At 59.4% G+C, this 21764-nt stretch carries 27 protein-coding genes and 1 pseudogene; 19 read left to right on the forward strand and 9 right to left on the reverse strand.

Translation table 11 applies throughout. The annotated features are described in order from the left end of the window. Window positions 1-29: 29 nt before the first annotated feature. Entirely contained in the window at window positions 30-848 is an 819-nt protein-coding gene (locus tag DDF70_RS29025; protein ID WP_114947600.1) for a transglutaminase-like domain-containing protein, read from the forward strand. A 68-nt stretch (window positions 849-916) separates the two neighbouring features. Here DDF70_RS29025 and recA read toward each other — a convergent pair whose 3' ends face one another. Next, a complete protein-coding gene (gene recA, locus DDF70_RS29030; protein ID WP_162820662.1) occupies window positions 917-1954 on the reverse strand; it encodes a recombinase RecA in 1038 nt (345 codons plus the stop codon). Between the two features lie 608 nt (window positions 1955-2562). Here recA and DDF70_RS29035 point away from each other — a divergent pair. The 3 genes from DDF70_RS29035 (at window position 2563) to DDF70_RS29045 (ending at window position 3886) form a co-directional block, all read left to right on the forward strand. After that, window positions 2563-2772, forward strand: coding sequence for a hypothetical protein (locus DDF70_RS29035; RefSeq protein WP_162820757.1), 210 nt, complete (start codon window positions 2563-2565; stop codon window positions 2770-2772). A 330-nt stretch (window positions 2773-3102) separates the two neighbouring features. Next, window positions 3103-3471: a helix-hairpin-helix domain-containing protein gene (locus DDF70_RS29040; protein WP_162820758.1), complete on the forward strand. Its 369-nt coding sequence runs from the start codon at window positions 3103-3105 to the stop codon at window positions 3469-3471. A gap of 166 nt (window positions 3472-3637) precedes the next feature. Beyond that, window positions 3638-3886 carry a hypothetical protein gene (locus DDF70_RS29045; protein WP_114948187.1) on the forward strand — a complete coding sequence of 83 codons (249 nt, stop codon included), beginning with the start codon at window positions 3638-3640 and terminating at the stop codon, window positions 3884-3886. Window positions 3887-4774: 888 nt separating this feature from the next. Here DDF70_RS29045 and DDF70_RS29050 read toward each other — a convergent pair. Together DDF70_RS29050 and DDF70_RS29055 are read right to left on the reverse strand one after the other, a co-directional pair. Further along, window positions 4775-6043, reverse strand: coding sequence for an extracellular catalytic domain type 1 short-chain-length polyhydroxyalkanoate depolymerase (locus DDF70_RS29050; protein ID WP_114948188.1), 1269 nt, complete (start codon window positions 6041-6043; stop codon window positions 4775-4777). A 113-nt stretch (window positions 6044-6156) separates the two neighbouring features. Next, window positions 6157-6576 carry a CopG family transcriptional regulator gene (locus tag DDF70_RS29055; protein WP_114948189.1) on the reverse strand — a complete coding sequence of 140 codons (420 nt, stop codon included), beginning with the start codon at window positions 6574-6576 and terminating at the stop codon, window positions 6157-6159. Between the two features lie 176 nt (window positions 6577-6752). Here DDF70_RS29055 and DDF70_RS29060 point away from each other — a divergent pair, with 176 nt between their 5' ends. Further along, window positions 6753-7352: an ATP-dependent Clp protease proteolytic subunit gene (locus DDF70_RS29060; RefSeq protein ID WP_114948190.1), complete on the forward strand. Its 600-nt coding sequence runs from the start codon at window positions 6753-6755 to the stop codon at window positions 7350-7352. 141 nt (window positions 7353-7493) lie between these two features. Here DDF70_RS29060 and DDF70_RS29065 read toward each other — a convergent pair whose 3' ends face one another. Continuing rightward, window positions 7494-9272 (reverse strand): SLC13 family permease, encoded by a 1779-nt coding sequence (locus tag DDF70_RS29065; RefSeq protein ID WP_114948191.1) that lies wholly within the window; start codon window positions 9270-9272, stop codon window positions 7494-7496. Between the two features lie 199 nt (window positions 9273-9471). On the opposite strand from DDF70_RS29065, the gene DDF70_RS29070 reads away from it, so the two are divergent. Further along, on the forward strand, window positions 9472-10581 hold the full coding sequence (locus tag DDF70_RS29070; RefSeq protein WP_114948192.1) for a calcium:cation antiporter: 1110 nt from the start codon (window positions 9472-9474) through the stop codon (window positions 10579-10581). A gap of 244 nt (window positions 10582-10825) precedes the next feature. Here DDF70_RS29070 and DDF70_RS29080 read toward each other — a convergent pair whose 3' ends face one another. After that, window positions 10826-11188 carry a DUF6894 family protein gene (locus DDF70_RS29080; protein WP_114948194.1) on the reverse strand — a complete coding sequence of 121 codons (363 nt, stop codon included), beginning with the start codon at window positions 11186-11188 and terminating at the stop codon, window positions 10826-10828. 1460 nt (window positions 11189-12648) lie between these two features. Between DDF70_RS29080 and DDF70_RS29090 the strand changes: the two genes are divergently transcribed. Continuing rightward, entirely contained in the window at window positions 12649-12960 is a 312-nt protein-coding gene (locus DDF70_RS29090) for a hypothetical protein (RefSeq protein WP_114948196.1), read from the forward strand. 580 nt (window positions 12961-13540) lie between these two features. On the opposite strand, the gene DDF70_RS29095 is transcribed toward DDF70_RS29090, so the two are convergent. Then, window positions 13541-13831 carry a hypothetical protein gene (locus DDF70_RS29095; RefSeq protein WP_114948208.1) on the reverse strand — a complete coding sequence of 97 codons (291 nt, stop codon included), beginning with the start codon at window positions 13829-13831 and terminating at the stop codon, window positions 13541-13543. A 374-nt stretch (window positions 13832-14205) separates the two neighbouring features. Here DDF70_RS29095 and DDF70_RS37050 point away from each other — a divergent pair, with 374 nt between their 5' ends. From DDF70_RS37050 to DDF70_RS29110, 5 genes and pseudogenes are all read left to right on the forward strand, one after another. Further along, window positions 14206-14358, forward strand: a complete 153-nt coding sequence (locus tag DDF70_RS37050) for a hypothetical protein (RefSeq protein WP_162820759.1) — start codon at window positions 14206-14208, stop codon at window positions 14356-14358. 177 nt (window positions 14359-14535) lie between these two features. Continuing rightward, window positions 14536-14796 carry a DUF6894 family protein gene (locus DDF70_RS29100; RefSeq protein WP_162820760.1) on the forward strand — a complete coding sequence of 87 codons (261 nt, stop codon included), beginning with the start codon at window positions 14536-14538 and terminating at the stop codon, window positions 14794-14796. Window positions 14797-15190: 394 nt separating this feature from the next. Then, a pseudogene (locus DDF70_RS38375) lies at window positions 15191-15545 on the forward strand (PAS domain-containing protein); the annotation flags it as partial. A gap of 572 nt (window positions 15546-16117) precedes the next feature. Next, window positions 16118-16294: a hypothetical protein gene (locus DDF70_RS37055; RefSeq protein WP_162820761.1), complete on the forward strand. Its 177-nt coding sequence runs from the start codon at window positions 16118-16120 to the stop codon at window positions 16292-16294. A 443-nt stretch (window positions 16295-16737) separates the two neighbouring features. Next, complete coding sequence (locus tag DDF70_RS29110) at window positions 16738-17031, forward strand: universal stress protein (RefSeq protein ID WP_114948198.1); 294 nt, start codon at window positions 16738-16740, stop codon at window positions 17029-17031. A gap of 47 nt (window positions 17032-17078) precedes the next feature. Here the strand turns inward: DDF70_RS29110 and DDF70_RS37060 are convergent, their stop codons facing one another. Both DDF70_RS37060 and DDF70_RS29115 read right to left on the reverse strand, forming a co-directional pair. Further along, window positions 17079-17249 (reverse strand): hypothetical protein, encoded by a 171-nt coding sequence (locus DDF70_RS37060; RefSeq protein ID WP_162820762.1) that lies wholly within the window; start codon window positions 17247-17249, stop codon window positions 17079-17081. Window positions 17250-17303: 54 nt separating this feature from the next. Further along, window positions 17304-17936 (reverse strand): DUF6894 family protein, encoded by a 633-nt coding sequence (locus DDF70_RS29115; protein WP_114948199.1) that lies wholly within the window; start codon window positions 17934-17936, stop codon window positions 17304-17306. A gap of 295 nt (window positions 17937-18231) precedes the next feature. Between DDF70_RS29115 and DDF70_RS29120 the strand changes: the two genes are divergently transcribed. From DDF70_RS29120 to DDF70_RS29145, 6 genes are all read left to right on the forward strand, one after another. After that, window positions 18232-18534: a hypothetical protein gene (locus tag DDF70_RS29120; RefSeq protein WP_114948200.1), complete on the forward strand. Its 303-nt coding sequence runs from the start codon at window positions 18232-18234 to the stop codon at window positions 18532-18534. A 46-nt stretch (window positions 18535-18580) separates the two neighbouring features. Further along, window positions 18581-18799, forward strand: a complete 219-nt coding sequence (locus DDF70_RS29125) for a hypothetical protein (protein WP_114948201.1) — start codon at window positions 18581-18583, stop codon at window positions 18797-18799. A gap of 77 nt (window positions 18800-18876) precedes the next feature. Then, window positions 18877-19098, forward strand: coding sequence for a hypothetical protein (locus DDF70_RS29130; RefSeq protein WP_114948202.1), 222 nt, complete (start codon window positions 18877-18879; stop codon window positions 19096-19098). Between the two features lie 87 nt (window positions 19099-19185). Next, complete coding sequence (locus DDF70_RS29135; protein ID WP_114948203.1) at window positions 19186-19407, forward strand: hypothetical protein; 222 nt, start codon at window positions 19186-19188, stop codon at window positions 19405-19407. A 273-nt stretch (window positions 19408-19680) separates the two neighbouring features. Further along, window positions 19681-19956, forward strand: coding sequence for a hypothetical protein (locus DDF70_RS29140; protein WP_114948204.1), 276 nt, complete (start codon window positions 19681-19683; stop codon window positions 19954-19956). 16 nt (window positions 19957-19972) lie between these two features. After that, window positions 19973-20281, forward strand: coding sequence for a hypothetical protein (locus tag DDF70_RS29145; protein ID WP_114948205.1), 309 nt, complete (start codon window positions 19973-19975; stop codon window positions 20279-20281). Window positions 20282-20449: 168 nt separating this feature from the next. On the opposite strand, the gene DDF70_RS29150 is transcribed toward DDF70_RS29145, so the two are convergent. Next, window positions 20450-20656, reverse strand: a complete 207-nt coding sequence (locus DDF70_RS29150; RefSeq protein ID WP_114948206.1) for a hypothetical protein — start codon at window positions 20654-20656, stop codon at window positions 20450-20452. 249 nt (window positions 20657-20905) lie between these two features. Between DDF70_RS29150 and DDF70_RS29155 the strand changes: the two genes are divergently transcribed. Further along, window positions 20906-21730: an IS5 family transposase gene (locus DDF70_RS29155; protein WP_114948207.1), complete on the forward strand. Its 825-nt coding sequence runs from the start codon at window positions 20906-20908 to the stop codon at window positions 21728-21730. The last annotated feature ends 34 nt before the right edge of the window (window positions 21731-21764 follow it).

Consider the following 21764-nt stretch of genomic DNA (forward strand, 5'->3'; position numbering starts at 1 on the left):
GCCTTTGCTCAACCCTTGAGGGAAAAACCATGCGGATCCGCGTCGGCTGTGAGATGACCTACGAGTTCGGGCAAGCCACGCCCATGTTCGCGATCCTCAATGTGCACTCGTCGAGAGTGTCTGACCTGGAGCGGCCCGATTACCTGACCACGACCCCATCAGTGCCTGTGGAGGGGTACCGGGACAGCTTCGGGAACTGGTGCAACCGCCTCGTTGCACCGCCTGGAAGGCTCTCCCTCAAAACCGAAACTGTAGTCCGCGATACGGGCCGGTGGGACACGACAGTTCCCAAGGCTGAGCAGGTCCAAATCCAGAACCTTCCCGCAGAAACCCTGCTCTTCCTGCTGGGAAGTCGGTACTGCGAAACGGACCGGCTCTCCGACGTCGCCTGGAGCCTATTTGGAACAACCCCACCCGGCTGGACGCGCGTTCAAGCCATCTGCGACTACGTGCACGATCATATCACCTTCGGCTACGAGCACTCACGTGCGACGCGGACAGCGGCTGAAGCCTATGGCGAAAGGCGGGGCGTGTGCCGTGATTATGCTCATCTGGCGCTCACGTTCTGCCGGTGCCTCAACATTCCCGCTCGCTACTGTACCGGATACATCAGCGACATCGGCCTTCCGCCGCCTCATGCACCTCAGGACTTTGCCGCTTGGATCGAGGTCTTTCTGGGTGGGACGTGGCATACGTTCGATCCGCGCAACAACGATCCGCGGATCGGCAGAATTCTGATCGCTCGCGGTCGCGATGCTGCCGACGTGCCGCTGACCCTCACGTTTGGTCCCAGCACCCTGGTGGAGTTTCGCGTGACCACCGAGGAAGTGACGGGATCAGATTTCTGATCCTCTGGGCTCACACTGTGTGCTGTGCGGGACGTCGGCTGATCCGGGCCGGCATTCCTAGCTCGGACTTATGCCGCATCATCCGCCGGAGCATCGGCTGCATCGTTGGCCTGCAGCGCATCCATCAGCAGACCCGCGCTCTGACGGATCCTCGCCTCAATTTCAGAAGCAATCTTGGGATTGTCCTTGAGGAAGGTCTTGGCGTTCTCACGACCTTGTCCCAGGCGCTGGCTGTCGTACGAGAACCAGGCGCCGGACTTCTCGACGACGTTGGCCTTGACCCCAAGATCGATGAGTTCGCCCATCTTGGAGATGCCCTCGCCGAACATGATGTCGAACTCGACCTGCTTGAAGGGCGGAGCCACCTTGTTCTTCACGACCTTCACCCGCACCTGGTTGCCGATCGGCTCGTCGCGATCCTTGAGCGTCGAGACGCGGCGGATGTCGAGGCGGACAGAAGCGTAGAACTTCAGGGCGTTGCCGCCCGTCGTGGTCTCAGGGCTTCCGTACATGACGCCGATCTTCATGCGGATCTGGTTGATGAAGATCACCATTGTTTTTGTGCGGCTGATCGAACCGGTAAGCTTGCGCAACGCCTGACTCATCAGACGGGCCTGAAGACCGGGGCGGCTCTCGCCCATCTCGCCCTCAATCTCGGCTTTCGGGGTGAGCGCCGCCACCGAGTCGATGACCAGCACATCGACAGAACCCGAACGGATCAAGGTATCGGCAATTTCAAGCGCCTGTTCGCCATTGTCCGGTTGAGAGATCAGAAGGTCATCGAGGTTGACGCCCAGCTTTCGCGCATAGGCTGGATCGAGCGCATGCTCCGCATCGATAAACCCGCAAACGCCACCCGTCCTCTGGGCCTCGGCGACGGTCTGGAGCGCCAGCGTTGTTTTGCCTGACGACTCTGGCCCATACACCTCGACGACGCGACCTCTCGGAAGGCCCCCTACACCCAGAGCAATATCGAGCCCGAGGGAGCCGGTCGAAATCGTCTCCACCTCGACGACCTGACTGCCGCCAAGGCGCATGATCGAGCCCTTGCCAAAGGCACGCTCGATCTGGGCCACCGCTGTTTCGATAGCCTTATTCTTGTCCATGCTCATCTTGGTTCTTCTTCTGTAATTTCTGCGTATTGACCCTAGCTCATATGAATTCCAGATGCCAGAACAAAGCAAGAACTTAGATAAGTTATGGGGATTATTCGCGGCTAAGCTTTGTTCGACGCCGGAAAAACAACCGATCGACATCCCATGCCCGACAACCCCAGAGCATCGCTCGGCCCTAAATCACCGGAATTGAAGGGCTTGCGTTGTATCCCTTTGGAGAGGAACCATGCCATATTCTGAGATAAGCGTCGAAGCTGGTGATTGTTTGAGTTCGCGAGGTGTATCTGCTTCATTGGCGCCGAGCAGCTTCAGATCAGGAACAGGACCGAATTTGACATTTCACCCCTTCGACGAATGACAGCTTCCACGTGCTGAAGCGGACCAAGTTCCTTGATCCGAGGAGTGCCATGAACGACCTCCCGGATTTTTGGCTCATTCATATTTCGCGGAGGTCGCCTATTGAGTTGAATCATATCTGAGGGCGGATCTGAACAGAATGAACCCCAAGCGGTTGCTTCACTGGCAGGGATGATCCAAGCGTCGGCGACTAATGGATCTGTGTGCTTCCTGGCGCGCGCGAAGAGCAGGAGGTCGAGCCCATGCCGAACCACTATAAGGAGCGCTGGGAAGGTCCCATCCGAGGCCTTCGCCTGCCACTTGCCGCATGGAACAGTCTGCACAAGGAAGGCATCACGACCATCGATCAGCTCACGGCTGTTGCAGATCGGCTCGAACGGCTTCCTGGGATCGGGTTGACCATGGCTCGGATTATCCGGCAAGAACTTGCCCGTCTGGCGGCAACCGAATAGCCCGTCAGAATTGCAGGCCCCTATAGACAAAGAAAAAGCGCCTGTCCGGAGACGTCGCTTCAAGTTTACGGATCTGTAGGGGCAAATAAAAACAGATTCGATAAAGATTAACTGCGCACAAGAAATCTGTTCTGTCGATTAATCATATCGATAAACTGCGCGGCATTTCAGCAAAAACGATCCGAGAGAAATTTAATTCCGATTTTTACATAAATATCCCTGGTACTGCGCTCCAGAGAGGCGCATCTATGATTGATCGCTGGCTTGTCCTCGACGGGCGTCAGCGACTGAGGGAGCTGTGTACTCCCACCTATGCTGCGGAGTTCGGCTATGTCTCGTCGCCTGCCTGAAGGCCCGACCAGCCCTGTGATCCTGATCAAGGAAGCACAGGCCGCACGGGTTGCCGCGCATGACCGTGCTGTTCTTGACCGCTCCCACTCTCCCATGAGCCAGTCACCAAGCCGGAAAGAAAAGCAGATGCATAAGGGGCTTTTTGACGACTGCGAGGGACCCATTCGAGGTCTGCGCCTGCCGCTCAACGCCTGGAACATGCTGGATCGAGAAAACATTACGACCCTCGCTCAGCTATCTGCCATTGCAGACCGACTGGAGCGGCTTCCCGGCGTCGGGGCAAAGACGGCCCTGGCGATCAGGGTTGAGCTTGGTCGTATCGCACTGCTTGACGCTCAGTCTCCCTGATCCTTGTCGTCATCAACGACTGCGTGTCGTAAACCGCCGCTTTAGGGAACTGTGCTGGCTGTCTCTTTTATCGGGGCGTATAGTCACCTATCGCCGGCATGGATGATCCGGGCGCCGGCGACTGAGAGATCCGTGCGCTCCCGCCTGTAAGGCACAGGAGCGGCAGATGCCTCGTCATTATCAAGCCTGCGAGGGGCCCATTGATGGCCTTTATTTGCCTCAGCTCGCCTGGGACGTGTTTCATCGGGAGAACATCCAGACCATCGATCACCTCAGAGCCGTCGCTGGTCAACTTGAGCGCTTCGAAGGGCTTGGCCCCATAACGATGCGCGTCATCAGACAAGAGCTCGACCGTGTGGCGGCACCCGGAGAGCAATTGTTCCAGGACGGGCAGCTTTCTGCGTGGGGCGCATGATCCCGATAGGCTACGTCATGCAAGTAGCAGAGGCTTCACGTCAAAAAGCGCCCGACACAAGCGGGCGCTTTGAGTTTACAGATACTGATGATCCACTGCTCGGCCGGACTATCCGCCGGTCCTTGCGAGAGCAGACGCTCGGTCAAGGTCCGAGACGTGCCAGAGGTTGCCGTTCGGTCGATGCTCATACAACGGCACAGCTTACCCGCCTAGGGTTGCCACCGGGTCAGGACCACCGTCTGCCAGTAGCACCTGGAAAGGTCCCGTCACCGGGGCTCCTGTCCTTTGGGCCGAGACTGCGTGTTCTGAGCACTCTCGGCTGCATGACCTGTATAGATAGCGAGCATTCTGATCGCTTCGGCATGATGTCGATTTGCGCTTGCTGTCGGTCATTCTTGTGTGTCGCTTCTGACGCACAGCCTCTTTGCAACTAAGTTTCAGACAAAATAAGGTCGCTGTGATGAATGAAAATTCGGCTGGCAGAACAGCGACCTGATTATAGCCCTCAGGCCAGGTCCAGTTTCGGGGCGTCTTATGATTCCCTACCTGACGCGGAAAGTGGCTCAGTGAGGCTATAAATCCGTTTCGGCCAAAACTGTAACGAAGCGGGCCGCAGCATCGGACACCGAAGCCGATCCCAGAGATAAGGTCCGCATCGAAGCCGAAGTTCGTCAGTACATGGGGCTTCTTTCCCTGCCGGATCGCAGTCGAATGGCAGACTGCTTGCCGTCTATCTGGGGAATGGAGGTCGGCCACGGTGCACTTTGGAACACCGTGGCTCGTAGAGTGAAACGAACCAGTCTTGATGAACGCGATCCAGATCTGCCCATATGGGAGATCTCAATTCGGAGCCCGGCAGTCCTTGACGTGGTCAGGTGGCTCTTTTGCCTACACCGGAGATGCGGCTCTTGGCTTCGAGTGTTCAAGGAAGAAGCGCATCATCTCGCGGCTGGCATCCGGTCCCTTGGGTTCGGTGTAGGACCCACTCGAACTTCCGCCGGACCAGGCATGCCCTGCCCCGTGCAGAACCCAATGCTCGTGCATCGGATGGCCGCTGTCATCGCACCCAACCATGCGGGTATAGCTGATCCCGCCTGGAGCCTGCCCGCGGCTGACCTCTGTGCGGAGATCGGAACCCGCCCGCGACTGAGCAATGACCTGGTCGCCATTGATGGGGTTCACGGTCGTGTCGCGATCGCCATGGAACACAATGGTCGGCACGGGATCCTTGGCCTCGCTGTGCTGAGGCGCCCCGCCCTGCCGCATGGCGGCAAACGCCGACGGCATGTCACGAGCGGCCCCGCATGCCAAGCCCGAGTGGACGCCCACGGCCGCATAGAGGTCTGGATAAGCCGAACCCATGATAGCGGCTGCTGCCCCGCCGGCTGACAGCCCGGCAACATAGATGCGTCCGGGCTCGACCGAGAGATCACGCACGATCTGACGCGTGATGCCGGCGATCAGCGCGGGCTCGCCGCGATCCCGCTGCTGATCGGTCGCGTTGAACCAGTTCCAGCACTTGGAGACATTGGCGGACTGGGCCTGTGCTGGATAGGCCACCAGAAACGTCTGCTCCTCAGCCAACTCGTTCATCCGCGTGCCGGCGGCAAAATCGTCCGGCGATTGCGTGCAGCCGTGCAGCATCACCACGAGCGGCACAGGCTGACCCGTGTAGCCGCTCGGGATGTAAAGCTTGTAGGCACGGCTTCCCGCCTCATTAGCGAACATCCGCTCTTCAAAGCGGGCGCCCTCCGGCAGCGGGACCACAGCATGGGTTGAACCCGGTCGAACCAATCCATCCAGGCCGACCCCGGAGCCGGGTTGGCCCATGCGGTCGAGGAAGTCCCGTAACGCTTCTGGCACCTGACGCTGACCCGACGCTCCAGCGAGACCACCAAGTGGATGAGAGGCACGGTGTGGGAAGTCGGATTTCGGCGGGGTCCACGCCCCTCCCCCAGAGGATGGCGGCACCATATCGATGATGCGCGAGAAATGCGCTGCTGCAGGTTTGCCGTCATCGCCTCCAGTGCTGCTTGGGGTCGTTGCTGGATGGGCACCCGCAAGCCTTCCCTGAAGGAGGGCCATGGCTTCTGCGAGTCGACCCTCACGGGTCAGGCGGGTAGCCTCGAGCATGTCGATGTTCGGTTGTGCGTTCATGGGTACGGTCCTGTTGTCGAGTGAGGTAGAGCCGGGCAAAGCGGGACCTGCCCCTTCCTGTCGGGAAGGGTTGGGCAGGCTCGAAAGACGGTGAGGCGGGTGCTACCCGCTGGTCAGCGCATGCGGTCCTTGAGTGCCTCTTTCACGGCCGGACTGGCGTGCAAGGCGCCGAGGACGTGAAGGGAGGCGATCGTCTGCCGCGCCAGTTCGGGCGTGACGTCACCAGCGATGCTGGCAAGACCAAGAACCTGGATGTGCAGCACTTCGCCGGCCGCTTGCACAGCCTCCAGGTCCTGGCGGCTATAGTGGCGGAGGCCCAGATCGAGTTGGTGGCGGTCGACCGATTTCTTGACGGCGTCGTTGTGCCGATCGAGCTGGTTGCGGATGGCCGTGCGGATGAAGTCGGTGCGGTTGGAGTAGAAGCCCTCCTGGACGAGAAGATCGATATGGCCGAGGTCGACATAGCCGAGGTTGATCGTGATCTTCTCGCTGTCTGCGGCCTTGGGTCGAAGTTCGTGTACATTGCTGGCCATATCTACCATCCATTTACCATCTAGATGGATGGTAAATGGATGGTGATGCTAGCAGGTTCAAGACCCCCATGCTGATCTTTGGCTGAACCCAGCCCGCTGCTTCGCGTCTATGTCAAAGGGCAGGCATCCTGGTCGGGAGCGTGGTCCTTGGTGTGAGATCTGATCAGGAGACCGCAATGCCCATCGTTCAGCACATCTATTGCAGCGCCATCATCAGCAAGAAGATGTGTGATGCCCTCACAAGCTATGTCTTCTCAATCAGTGCCGCCAAAGGTGGCATCGACGAATTCGTGGTCTACCTCGTGACGGGTGGCGGAAATCCGGGCTCTGGAATGGAACTCTACAATTTCTTCAGGGCCAGACCCGAGCGCACCACCATCTACAACATGTCGAGCGTCGACTCGGCGGGCGTGCTGTTCTTCCTTGGCTTTCAGAAGCGCTTTGGTCTTCCGGCCTCCAGCTTCATGGTGCATCAGACGAAGTTCTCGAAAGCCTCCCTGCCTGACTGGTACAGCTACTCCGACCTGAAGAAATCTGAGCTGGAGCTGCTTGCGGTGGACCAGAAAACCCATCGCGTGATTGCCGCCGAGACGGCCCCGAAGGCTGAGGTGCCTCTCTCGGTGGAGGATGTGGAGGCCGCGGCCAACCGCACGACCATCTACTTCGCCGAGGATGCTTTGCGGCATGGCTTCATCGAAGAAATCGTTACCCCGACCATGCCGATTCAGGATGTGTTCTACCTGACAGACCAGTATCTCGCCGGACTGCCGGATTGAGGGAAAGCGCCGCTCATAATGCTTGTAGGGCCCATGCCGGATGAGAAGCGAAAGCTGATTGAAACCGATAATTCTATCCAACGGAAGCGCCCGAAAGCAGACGTAACACCATTATAAACTTTGCAGGGAACGGTCCCCAGGCTAGGAGAGCGGCCACATGAGCAGGATGAGCGGCACGCCCAACAGCACGACGATGACCGACAGCGGCAGCCCCAGCTTCCAATAATCGCCGAATCGGTATCCGCCCGGCCCCATCACCAGCGTGTTGCATTGGTGCCCGATCGGCGTGAGAAAATCGCAGGCTGCACCAACCGCGACCGCCATGAGAAAGGCGTCGGGGTTATAGCCAAGCCGCCCAGCAAAGGTTGCCGCGATGGGAGCCATCACCAGCACCGTCGCTGCATTGTTCAGGAACGGCGTCACGGCCATGGCAGCCACCATGATCAGCGCCAGGGCGCCGTAGGATGGGAGCGTGCTGGCCAGCTGCGACAGCCATCCGGCCAGGAGATCGGCGCCTCCCGTCGTGCGGATCGATTCACTGACCGGAATGAGAGCCCCCAGCATCACCAGAATGGGCCAGTCGACAGCTTCGTAAGCCTCGCGCAGCGAGAGCGCCCCGAGCAGGACGATCAGGACGGCGGCGGTGAAGAAGGCGGTCGCGACGGGCAGCACTCCGACAGCCGTGAGCACCATGGCGCAGCCCAGGATCACCACGGGGACGAGGCCCTGCCGCACGTTGCCCAGCCGGATCTCCCGTTCGGCCAGCGGCAGGCAACCGAGTTCCTTGAGCTTGTCCGGAAGCCGCGTGAGATCGCCCTTCAGCACCAGGACGTCGCCGGTCTGCAAGGTGATGTCGCGCAGGCGCTCGGTGAATCGCACGCCGCTGCGGCTGACCGCCAGCAGATTGATGTTGAAGCGCTCGTGCAACGCCAGGCGCCTGGCACTCTGTCCGATCAGCATTGAGGTCGGCCCGATGACGGCCTCGATCCCACCTGTCTCCTCGTCCGCGTCCTGGCCTTCGGTCGGACGCCTCGCGCCCTCAAGTTCCAGATAGGCGCGGGCGACACCTCGTTCGAGCGCCTCAGGGTCACCCTCCAGGAGGACAATGTCGCCCTCGCGAAGGACGGCATCCGGCAGGGGCATCATGTGCTCGGTTTGGTTTCGGACGATTCCCGTCACCAGAACCTCGTTGTCACACAGCCTGGACAGATCACCGACGGTGTGCCCGATGACCGGCGAGGTCGCAGTCACCCGTGCCTCTGTCATGTAGTCGGTGAGATCGATGGCCTCGTCCATGCTTGCAGCAGCTTTGCGACCACCGGGCAGAAGCCGGTAGCCAAAGGCCAGGAACGCCACGCCGGCTGCCGCGAGGCCAAGGCCCACCGGAGTGAAGTCGAACATGCTGAAAGGCTGTCCCGTCAATTCCTCGCGCACACGGGAGACGATGATGTTAGGGGAGGTGCCGACGAGGGTGATCAGGCCACCGAGCAGCGAGCCGAAGGCCATCGGCATGAGAAAGCACGAGGGTGAGGCATGGGAGCGACGCGCCAACTGGAAGGCGACCGGTATCATCATGGCCAGTGCGCCGATGTTCTTGACGAAGGCGGACAGGACCGTGACCACTGTCACAAGGACCACGATCTGGCCCTGCACGGACGTGATGTATGGCGAGACGCGATGGAGGGCCGCCTCCAGCACGCCGGAGCGCTCGACCGCCGCACTGACGACCAGCGCGCTCGCGACGATGATGACGATGTCGTCCCCGAAGCCGGAGAAGGCTTCCTTGTGTGGCACGATGCCGGCGAACACAGTGGCCAGGAGGGCCAGGACGGCGACGAGATCGTATCGCAGGCGTCCCCAGACTAACAGGCCCATCATTCCAGCCAAGATAGTAAAGGCGAGGGTCTGGTCCTGCGTCATCGGTTCCGCCTTGGCCGGGAAAGTGTGGTGATAACGCGGAACGTCCTGGTCGGATTGATCATGGTGCTCTGTTTACCTGGCGAGAGGCAGCAACTCCCGTCGAAGCCCTTACTTGCAATGGAGCCGTGTCCTCATCTCACCTGTTGTTCGTATCGAAATCTTCAAATCTCAGACAGTTTCAAAACCGGGGAACAAAGGTATGTTCAAGCTCAGCAGGTTGAGGCTCCATTCAGTCTGGGTGCTCCCTGCGGCCGCGCTGCTGTTCTTTGCGCTCGCCTCCATTTACGGCTTGAGCCGTGACACCATCTCCTCGCCGATTGGGATGCTTTTTGCCGCCGCACTGATCCCTCTCCTGATCGGCACCGTGTTCGCGGCGGTCCACCATGCCGAGGTCATCGCGCGCCGCACGGGAGAGCCCTACGGCACCCTGGTCCTCACCATTGCCGTCACCGTGATCGAGGTTGCACTCATCGCCTCCGTCATGCTGAGCAGCGACAGCAGCCCGGTGCTTGCTCGTGACACAGTGTTTTCGGTGATCATGATCGTTAGCAATGGACTTGTCGGCCTATGCATCCTGCTCGGCGGGCTGCGGTATCGCGAACAAGGCTTTCGGGTGACGGGCGCAAGTGCCTACCTCGTCGTTCTGATCGTGCTCGCAACCCTCACCCTCGTTCTGCCGAACTACACGCAGGCACGCCTCGGGCCGTTCTATTCGCCCAGCCAACTCATCTTCGTGACCCTGATCACCCTGGCTCTCTATGGCGTGTTCCTCTACATCCAGACTGTGCGCGACAGGGATTACTTCCTTGTGCTCGACACAGAGGGTCTGGATGCGAGCTCGGAGATGCCTCGAAACCGCTCAGTTCTGGTGAGCGCGGCTCTGCTCGTCCTCTCGCTCAGCGCCGTCATCCTGCTCTCGAAGATGTTCGCTGCTGTCGTGCAGGCGGGTACGACACTCGTCGGCGCTCCTGAAGCTGTCATAGGGGTCGTTGTGGCTCTGCTGGTTCTGCTGCCGGAGAGCGTCGCGGCGGTTCGGGCGGCACAGGCAAATCAGCTGCAGAAGAGCCTCAATCTGGCTCTCGGCTCGTCACTGGCCACCATCAGCCTGACGATTCCCACGGTTGTGGCGGTCAACCTCACGCTCCAGAAGGACCTCGTGTTGGGGCTTGATGGCGAGGACACCGTGCTGCTCATGCTCACGGCTGTCGCGAGCCTTCTCACCTTCGGTACCGGGCGGACCAACATTCTCTACGGCTTCGTCCATCTCGTGATCTTTGCGACGTTCCTGTTTCTCGTGTTCGTCCCTTAGAGGAAGGCGTCGCTCAGGATTAGTGCTCGTCCACCTTCTTGCCAGGGGGACGGGATTTGCCCGTCTCCATAGCCCCGCCGGCCGTCAAGCGTAACCTTCGATGCCGGAGCGGGTTGCCCTGCCAGGCGCCTCACTGCTTTCCTGATGGCGTTGACAACATCCTGAGCGGCTTCGAGAAACCCTTTGTGCATACCGGCCTCACTGTCTTCGCCTCAACCACCCTGAGGCGGTTGATCCGCTCAGCCTAACCACTCGGCCTGGGATCCAGCGCTTCCGAGAACATCATAGTCAGGACGGGCTGATTGGCTCTGTCCATGATCTCGATCTGCCAGCTTCGCCGATCCTCGCCCTTTTGATCCCGTTCTGCGATCATGTCGCGAACCTTAGCGGTGGCAGCAACTCGCATAGCCTGAATGTCAGAATACACCTCCCCTTCGGGATCCTCGATCACACCGCCCTCGGTCCGGACGTTGAAGTAGTAGAGAGCCGGCTCTCCCTTGGATGGAGGATGCGGCTTTCGCGAACGGTGAGATCGGGGCGCACCGCCCTTATCATCCCACCGTTTGAGATCCTGACGCTGGCTTGGCTTCTTAGGATCTTTGCTCATGATCACAATCTAGGGCAGCGAACCGGTTTTTGATATCCGCCCCAAGCATGAGGCGATCGATGGACGATAACTCGTCCTCTCCACCGACGGCCGGCCAACCGCTATCATTATCTGCAACGACGTGCCTACCGTCCGGAGCCGAGGACTCTCCAGACACTTCACGCGTGCCTCAGCAGCCTGTGCAGATGCCTCTCGTGAGAATCTTCATCTTGCGATCCCAGATCCGTTCCTGCGCCTCGGCCTTGGTCCGGGCAGCTCTTCCCATCGCGGCCGATTCCTCGGCCGTATACGACCTCGACGCAACCGCCTTTGGATTTCCTGCCTCCGGTGCAGCTCTGTCCTTGGCTGAGATAGAATGAGGCGCCATGAACAGAGCAAGCACGGCTGTCGCTATCATGATCCGCATAGGCGCTCCTTGAGGAGCGCATTGAGCGGCTCCAAGCTTATATATGGTGAGCCCAAGCCAGCTCCCTAGCGGAAAGTCTCACTACAGCTACCTGATGCCTGGATCGCTTCACGTTTCCTCCGTTGTTTGTCACGGCAGCTCTCGCCAGCAGAGGGTGCAGACGCCCTGCCCTCGCGCCAGACTGAAGATGTCCAGTTACACGGCATCGGCAGTGCTCCTCAATCCGCCACTATCCTGGGCAATGTTGGCTGCAGACTTCAATTCAGGGAAGGCCTCCATGCGCTTATCCGCGATTATCCTTCTCGTCACTCTCGGTTGGCCTGATTATGGCTCTCGCTCATGACGATTACACGCGCCTGCCCCACGGGTTGTGATAGTCTTGTTGTTTCAACGGGAAACAAACCCATGATTGCGTGCAAAGGCGAGACCGTCACCTGCGAAAACGGCCATGAAATCTGCGACGTCGCCGAGGATATTCATCGGTACTCGGGTGCTAAGGCTGAGCTGTTCACAGGCTGGCGCATGGCTGCCCCATCAGACGATGGTCAACCAATGCGGTGCCGCTGTGTTGTCTGTGGGGCTGAGTTTATCCGTCCGATGTCCTTGGAGCCCTCCCCTCCGCAACGAACCGGTTTGCAATGTCTGCGACCATGGCTGACTGAAGCCGAGTTCGCCTACATGAGCCGTGGTCTTCAGCTTCATGTCGGGACCGCGTGGCGGCGCTAGGCAATGCTGGCAGTTCTGGAATCAGCGGCAGGTGATGCTTACCAAGGCAGCACCCCTGATCGTGCTGCAAAATGGAGGTGGTAGCCGATGAGGCGCTCATCAGCAGGCCAAACACGCAATTCCCGGAGAACGCCGCGATGCTGTTCGGTTAGGCTGCCCCACTGGGGAGAACACGCCCTCCGACAGATGTGCAGAAGCTGCCTCAAGTGGCGGCTAGTGGAAGGTTCTGCGGCTATTCTACCGGGGCCATGGAGCGCAGTCCAACGTCATAAGGCGTAAAGTGAGTCATCAAATCGGCCCTATGCTCGATCACGATGGAGGCCTATCAATGACCAAAGCGGAGAGGCATGATCTCGCCTCAAAACGCGCTGAAGAGTACGCGCCTACGCCCATCAATACGGCGTTAGCATCGGGCGTTGTTGGCGCCACCATAGTAGGGCTTGCTTCGATTGCGCTCGGATCATTTTACTCCATCGATGTTGAAGCACATTGGATCTTGTTGTCAGCCTTTGTCGCCATCGGATTTGCCATCCCATTTCTAAGCTCCGCTTACCGCCGTAGAAAACATCTTCGAGCGACATCCGCGGAGTTGAAAAGCATCGACGAGCAAGCTCAACTGTTCAGAGAATTCCCTCCGTAGCTGCCGCAGCACCTATAAAGGACTTCGTCGAGATGCCGCCCGCAGATGCGCTCCTCTGACGGGAAGCACTCGCCGCCGCTGAGGATCTCGAGCGATTTCCTTCGTCGGGGCGCGTTCGCGCCAGCGCATTCAATTCCTCAGCTACATCGGTGCGGGACACTACCACGCCCCTTCTGGGCGCACTGCCTTCTTCAGGTTATAGGCTTAGTCTGACCACAGATGCCTGACACTGAGAGCTGGCAGCGTGTCTCCGAATAGGCATGGCTGTACTGTCCCGCCGGGCTCCTCACCAATACGGGGAGCGCCGGAGAGGGGCATTCAGCACTGTCTTCACTCCTTCATGCCATACACTCTGCATGCCCTGTATCGGCATGGCTCTCTCCAGAGAACGAGCCCTAGTGCGGACATTTGCCTTCACGTCCGGGTCCGGGTGGATGGCTAGGTCAAGTCCTCGGGGCACCAGGGCTCTACAATGAGCGTACGCCCTGCAACATAGCCGCGAGTGGGCCTAAATCCCAAATACTTAAGCTCGCTGTTAATTCCGTTGGAGATGCTGGCGGGAGAGCTGAAATAACGCTGTTCAGGGTGTCACGGTGGCCAGAACCTCACCCATGGTGATCTCAGGTTCACCATCGATGACATCCGTTAGGCTCGCCCGGATCCACGCCAATGCCTTTTCGTTGGCTGCGACGGCAGCCTCCCGGCTTTCAAACAAACTGATCGATCCACCCATTCCATCGCCTGCATCGAAGACGCAGTAGCCCTGGAAGCCTGGCGTTTGCTTGAGCATCTGGCCAAGGCCGCTCTCCGCGCGACGGGCAGCCTCAGCAACCGATCTCATGCGCTTGAACTTGCGGATAACGACGTACATGGCGACCTCCAGGCCTTCAAGGATCGGCAACTCTAACTCTCATACATGGTCTTCGTATGGTGGCCGTGCATGTGAGGACATCCTCGCATTGCTATGCCAAAAGGCTAGAGGCCGCGTCAGGACGGAGCGCGATAGACAAAGATCCGTTTCTCCCCCCGAGGTGTAGAATGAGCCAGTCGATTTTCTTCTGAGCGGGAGGCGGCGAAGGCTGGCTTTACCGCCAGGGCACTTGGGCTGTCCGTCTGGTTGCTGGCTTTCCTTAGCATCATCCCGGTTTATACGGATCCATTCTTCGTGAAAGTCTACGGGAGGACCTACAAGGTCGACCCCGCTATCCGCCCAACGACCTCAAGGGCCGAACGCCTCAGGAGGCCATGGAGGCCCTGTCCGCCGACATCGCGCAAGGTCCAAGCTTCAGACCATCGCACGAGCAGGTTCTTGCCGAGGTCGAGAAACATGTCTGGATCGTGCGCAATCAACTCGTTGGCCAACTGGAAAAGACGGACGCGTGGCCGGCGCGCCTATGATCCGCCTGGACTGAGCTCTCCTTAGTCCCTCCTCGACCCCGATTCCAGTGTCGGGCCGGTGAGTTTTTGAAAAACTACTTGCAAAATAGCCGACGGTTAGACGACTCCATCATTTATGGAACGACGAGCAAATCGCCCCTTCCTGAGTTGGTCGGCGTTCTTTCAGAGGGGATCGCGATGCCACGCTTCTACTTCGACATGCGGGACGACGGCAGCTTCACGCCTGATGACGAGGGCCTTGAGTTCGACAGCCTGGATGCCGCCGAACGCGCGGCGGCTGAGGCAGCGGCGAAGATCGGGCGGGAGCGGCTGCCGAGAAACGCCACCCATAAGGTCACGGTCGAGGTGCGGGACGAACATCGCCAACTGGTGGGAACCGTGATGGTGTTGATGGAGGTTCACCGGATCAATTCTGCATCGCAGCTCCTAAGCACGTAAGAAACGCCGTATGAGCCGCACTTGCAGGCCGTAGCTATGACTGCACCCGGCCACTTGCACTCACGTTCAACAAAATCCTTGCCGACAGGGAGCGTCCAGATATGACAATGCCGCATGAGTCCACTCGGAAGGATGTCTTGAGGCAGTGTTCGGGCTCTCCTGGAGACCGCCGATCCTTGCTTCAGAGCCCTACGCGTACCATGTAAGTATTGCTTTCTCCATCGATCTGACCTGCTTACCGGAACGGGTGCCTACGATGGCCGAACAACCGCGAGCCGAGATCATTGGCTCTGACTTCGAGCGGCTGGTAACAGAGTACAACAAAGCCCTCGCCAACGGCGAGGCTCGCCCAGTTAGCGGGATCCAGTGTGACGGGGTTGAACCAAGCGCGTGCGAGCAAACATTCCGGGAGTTACTCGATGCGTTCCCCGCCCCTGTCTACACCACAGACGCTGCGGGCCGGATCACCTTCTACAATGAAGCAGCCGTAAGGTTTTCAGGCCGCCAGGCCCAGCTGGGCACCGATCGATGGTGCGTGACGTGGCGCTTGTATTGGCCAGATGGGACGCCCCTGCCGCACGACGAGTGCCCCATGGCGATTGCGCTCAAGGAAGACCGAGCCGTCCGGGGAACCCAGGCTGTTGCCGAACGGCTGGATGGTACGCGTGTCCCGTTCATCCCTCATCCGACACCACTGCGTGATGCTTCCGGCGCTCTCGTCGGAGCCGTCAACATGCTGCTTGAAATCGATGAGGTTGAGCAGGTAGCGCTGGACGGTATGCAGGTGCTGATCGTTTCAGATGACATCTTCGTGGCTGCTGAACTTGATCTGTTGATCGACGAAGCTGGAGGCGTTGCTGTGGCCATCGCAGCAACTGGCAGCGAGGCGCTCGCACTGCTCGACGAACGTCAGATAGACGCCATGCTGGTGAGCCTGCCGCTTCGGGATGGGCATGGACCGCTCATCAACGCACTTGTGAGGCAAAACATTCCGTTTGTATTACACGAGGCTAACGAGGAGCAAGTTGTTCAGATGCTGGGCGATGCCCTCAGGCTCCGCGGCGGGAGTAACTGAGAGGTGATCCTATCGGACAGCAGACCCTATGCACGCGCCAAGGCCTTTCGGTGTTCCTGAACCATGTGTCCGGTGCCCTTTGCATGGGAAGATCTGATATGCGGGACCTCGGCTTGGCCAGAGGCAGATCTCCGCAAGAGGAGTAGCGTTCGGCCGCGCTTCAAGGCGGCCATAGCCTGCCGTGAGGATGAGCCATGACGTCAATCCTCATTCCTGTGGAAGAGGATGTTCTGATCCATCCTGTGCTTGAGATCGCGCTGCGTCTGTGACGGCTATCTGGAGGGCACGGCGATCACCCCCGACATGCCGCCGGACATCGTCGCTGACGTCGCCATTGATGACCTGTCGTTTCGCGATCCAGAGCGTCGCCGCAAGGGGGCCACAGCTTCCCGGCGGCTGTTCGAGACATTCATGACAGCCTAGGGTGTTCCGCGGTTCGACGCAGAGTCCACAGGTCTGTCATTTGGCTGGTACAGGACTGATTTGGAGGATGAAGACTGCGTCGGCAGCTATGGACGAGCCTTCGACATCATCGTTCTCAGGCGACCCAGTGATCAGCCCAACCACCCGCGCCTGCCATCGGTCGAAGCCGCGCTGTTCGACAGCGACCGGCCGGTTCTGCTCGTGCCTCAGGTCCCGCCTGCCACTCTTGGTAGGACGGTGGTGATTGCCTGGAACAGAAGCACGGTGGTCTTGGCGATGCCGCTCTTGGCCGAGGCGCAGCGGATCATGGTGATCGACTTTGACGGCTCGGATGTGTCCGGCCCCTCAACCCGGGATCTCAGCCATACTCTCGCACGGAAAGGGTTGCCGGTGGAGGCGCGAACGGTCCCGAACCCGCACGGACATGTGGCGAGGCGATCCTGTTGGCGGCGTCTCTTAACTGCGATCTGCTGGTCAACGGAGCCTACACCCAGAGCCGGCTGCGGCAGTTCATCTTTGGCGGGGCGACCAGCCACATTCTGGCGAATACGACAGTCCCCGGGGCCAGCCCGAACACGATCACCATGCTGGAGTTCCGAACCGTGGAGGACACGCGCAGGGCGCAAGCATCCGAGCAGTTGCGGAAGGTCCTGGATGGCTTGCGAGGCCTCGGCGTGACTGCCCGAGTTCTCCTGGTGGAACGCTCGCCCTTTACCCCTGAGCCAATACCAGCGTGACAGCCAGACTTAGGCGCATCGCGTCTCGTGGCGGCGCGGGCTTTGGATCATTCGCGGTCGGGAGTTTGATGCGGCGTGGGAATGTCGCCGGCGCTATAACCGCGCCGGCCATCGAGCTTGACCTTCGGGGGTGGTTCATGACGATCGTCCAGCATCCTCACGGCTTTCCAGACCGAGTTCACCAGTTTCTGCGTGGCGGTGAGAGGACTCTTGCTCATGGTTGGCTTCCTTGCCGACCCCAGGGCCGTGCTGCGGCAATCGCTTTGTCGCCGCTAGCCGACGGCCGTAGGACCGAGGACGTCCGCGAATGCGACCGTCAGTACCGGTTGATTGGCCCGGTTGGTGACTTCGACGTGCCAGCGTCGCCGGTCCTCGCCCTTCTGATCGCCTTCCGTACGCATGTTGTGGGCCAAGGCGACTGCAACATCCCGCGCGGCCTGAAGGTCAGGGTACCTGTTTCCTTCGGGGTCTTCCATGAGGTTGCTCTCCGTCCGGATGTTGAAATAGTAGAGAGCTGTTTCCGCCCTGGATGGCAATGGAGGTGGCTCACTGAAGCGGTGGCCTGATCGGGGCGCACCACCCTCATCATCCCACCTTGTGAGATCCTCATGCTGGCTTGGCCTTTTCGGACGGCGAGCACGCCGGGGCGACGATGCCAGGATCGTCGTTGCTCGCATAACAAGCTCGTTCAAGCGCATCGTCCGCCTGCCGGACTCCTCGTGCAACTGGGACTCCCAGACAACCTGGTCATAGGTCTGATCATCGCTCCGGATCTGATACTGGGGCTCTCGGTTGCCGGCGGGCAGCAAGGCGACAATCTCGTAACCACCGAGCCAGACCCCAGCAGGCGAAGCGTCCTCGGCGTAGCTGACGTGCTGACCGACAGCGTAGCGATGCGTTCTCATGACAGGATCCTTTCCTGTACTCGGGCGAAGCCGGTGGTCCTGTTGATCTGTCACCGGGGCCAGTCGCGCACCACAAGCGGAACCGAGATGGCGGCTTGACCGAACATCTTTCTGTTCCTCACCTGGAATCTAGCGCGCCAGATAAGTTAATAGTCTTAGTTCTTATAGAACCCGATGAATTACACCATAGTCCCTCGCGTAAAATTTAGATACTTAAATCGGATTTATTTGAATTTTATTTATATGGCACGATGTAAAAGAGCCCATCTCCCCCATATAGAATTGAGATAGACTTATGGCTTTGCGACCTTTGCAGTTGGCCAAGGTTGATATCGGCGAGCGATTGCGGAGGTTCCCAATGTGTTTGAACAGCCGCTTCATGTTTGATCTTCAGCATTATCAAGCCCGCGACGGTCCGGGACTGACGCTTCACGCGCTGCCGATGATGCAGGCCAGGTGGGATCGGTTCACGATGGTCGAGATGGTGGGGATCCGAACCACGTCGGAACTCATCGAAAAGGTTGAAGAGAGCTACGGCCTCTCCCACGAGCAAGCCGCCAGAGATGTCGAGTTCTGGGCCCTGGACAAGCAGTGTTGAGCCGGTCGCTGCAAGAATGAGACCAGCCCCAACGATGGAGGCTACGATGTTTGGCTATCAAGGTGGCGAATGCCAGGAGACGGTGACCCGCAAGATCGGGCATCGCAGCGATGCAAAGCGTCAGTGGAGCTGCCTCACCCCTTTGGACCTGTCGCAGATCAAGAATGAGGAGCAGCTGATCACCCTGGTGAAGGTTCGCTACAGCCTGCCCTACGAGACCGCGAAAGCCGATGTCCAAGGCTGGATGGCAGGCAAGCAGTTCTAACGTCCCTCACTGAAGTGAATGGGGCTGCAATGCCCCTGAGTGCAAGCGGACCAACCTGTGCTCCAAAGGAGTGTGCCATGACGAGCGAAGTCTACGTCGTTCATCATCACGGAGCCTGGCGGACCAGGATCGGGGGCAAGCATTGCGGCGAGTATCCGTCACGAGAAGGTGCCGTTCGCAGTGCCATAACCACGGCTGAGGAGACTGGACAGGACACCCGCGTCTTCAGCCAAGGCAAGGTCTGCCAGTTTCGGCGTGAGTGGCATTCCGGAGACCAGCCTTATACCACGCCGATCTAGGGGGCTTCCGGGGCTCAGAGGTCGGGTTTGACCGGTTGCCTCTGCAACGTGATCGTACTGGCCCGATCCACTGTTTGGAGAAATCACATGGCCTGGATCAACTTGACAGACACCAATGGCAGCAACGTCTTTGTGAATACCGACAACGTGCTCTGGTTCAGCGCCACGGGCGAGGATGGGCATGCTTGGCTGATCACCATGGTTAACGAAAGCGACAGCGCTCGCTCCCTTCATGTCAAACAGTCTCCAGCTGAGGTCGTTGCGCTCTTGAGATCTGCCAGGCAAGAAGTTGCTGGCGTCCTCGATTAACTTGCATTGAACTGTCCTCCCCGCTCGGGGCACGACGTGAGGCGCCGACGCGAGCACAAACATAACGGCACGGGATAGGGTCTTCCCGCTCACCACAGCAATCGATCCGGTTTACAGGAACCATGATGGCCAAAGGACAAAAGCGCAGTAATTGGGAGATCTGAAAGCCCAAAGCGAAGAAGCTGCCGGTGGCCGAGGCGACGCCAACCGTGATGACGAAAGGAATGCTGTCCCCGATCGGTCTCCCTAAGAAAAAGAGATGAGGTGCACATCATGACGATCCGAACCACTGAGTCGACAGTCACTTTCAGCCACCCGTTCACGTTGACCTCTCTCGACCGACCGCAGCCAGCAGGAACCTACCGGCTTGTAACTGATGAGGAAGAGATCCTCGGCCTTTCATTCCTGGCCTTCCAACGCACAGCCACGATGCTGTACGTCCCGGCGATCTCGACCTCGGGCAGCCCGACTCAGGTTTTCCATGTCAACCCGGCAGAACTCACAGCCGCCTTGGAGGCTGATGGACAAGCGCAGTCTCAACTCCTTTAGCCCACGGGAGGCTGTTATGCGTTATCTCGGCAGGATCTCAGGGTATGGCGCACTGCGGTGCAACGGAGAGCACATCGCACAAGCCTTCTATGATTTCGATGGCTTTGTCACGAAGCCGCTCGGAGTTACGTGTTGCGGCGAGATCCAGCTCGCTGCTGCCATTCTCAAGGACGTGTTCGGCCGTAGGGGCGTTCAGCTTCTCACGGACGATGGCCGCCTTCTTGATCTCAGGTTCTCTGAGAAAGCACTGCGGTCGGCAAGCGACGTTGCCCACGTCGACGTCACGGGCGAGCTGCCAGCCACGCCGCAAAGCTGGCGCAACTGACCACCTCTCGGCAATCGGCGTCTTGTATCAAGGCGCACTCTTAACCAACAGCCCCTGGCACTCGGACGACGTAGAAGTGGGGAGTATGCTTGGACGTCATTGTGACACAAACACACGACGGCAAGGCATGGAGTCCGACCGATCGACTCGGCTGCCCGATGCCCTCCATCAGAGCGTTGAGCCCTTGCGTGACTTCTCCTGTTGTACCAGCTCCTGCAGAAGCTGGTGGGCAAGGGTCTCGTGCCCAACCTTGGGGGCAATCTCAGCAGACTTCCTGCCGTAGCTTGTCGTGACGGTCAGGATCTTCCGGTCGACGTTGTAGGTCCCGGAATAGGTTCGTCCATCGACCTTGATGTGGATCGCGTGCCCTGACATGGAGATCCCTCCTCAGTGGAAACTCGCCCTTGCCTCAGCAAGAACATACCTTCGCAAAGGACAGGAGACCACATCGATAAGCTGCGCCATAGCAGGCAGATCTAAATGCCTGATCAGTGGACGATTGGCATGACCCACACCTACGTTGGATCACTTCGATCAAGAGCCTGAGAGGCTGACTGAAAAAGGTTGAGTGGCCTCAAGCCCCTGTGATTCCGTCGGATTTGCGAAGATTCGAGGGAGATCACGATGGTATGGACCGAGGCCACTCGCCGGCAGTATCGGCGAGACGGGCTGCGTTATGCAAGCAACCTCACCGATGCCGAATGGGCGCTGATCGAACCCTTCATGCCCGCCGCCCGGCAGATCGGGCGTCCCCGCATCACCTGCCTGCGGGCCGTGGTTGAGGCCATCCTGTATCTGGCCTCGACCGGTTGCCAGTGGCGCCAGTTGCCCAAGGAGTTTCCGCCGTATTCGACCGTGCAGGGCTACTTCTATGCCTGGTCACGGGACGGCACCTTCGAGCGGATCAACCATGCTCTCGTGGCGGCCTCGCGCGAGAAGGACGGCCGTGAGGTGAGCCCCTCGGCCGGCGTGATTGACAGCCAGTCGGTCAAGACCACGGAAGCTGGCGGACCGCGCGGCTTTGATGCCGGCAAGACGATCAAGGGCCGCAAGCGCCACATCATCACCGACACGCAAGGCCATCTGGTCGGGCTGAGGGTCCAGACCGCCGACATCCAGGACCGGGATGGTGCGGTGGAGGTGCTGACCTCCATCCGGGCGCTGTATCCCTGGCTGCGCCATGTCTTTGCCGATGGCGGCTATGCGGGCGACAAGTTGCGCGACGCGATCGCCACTCTCGGACGCTGGACGATCGAGATCATCAAACGCTCGGATGCGGCCAAAGGCTTTCAGGTGCTCAAGTGCCGGTGGGTTGTGGAGCGAACATTCGCCTGGCTTGGACGCTGCCGTCGTCTGGCCAAGGACTTCGAAGCCTCTATCGAGAGTGCCGTCGCCTGGACCTTTATCGCCCATATCCGGATGCTGACCAGAAGGCTCGCAAGACCCTGAAATCAAACCCGTCTTTCTGAGTCAGACTCTGAGA

It is taken from the genome of Microvirga calopogonii, assembly GCF_003347665.1.
In the GTDB taxonomy this organism is placed as follows: domain Bacteria; phylum Pseudomonadota; class Alphaproteobacteria; order Rhizobiales; family Beijerinckiaceae; genus Microvirga; species Microvirga calopogonii.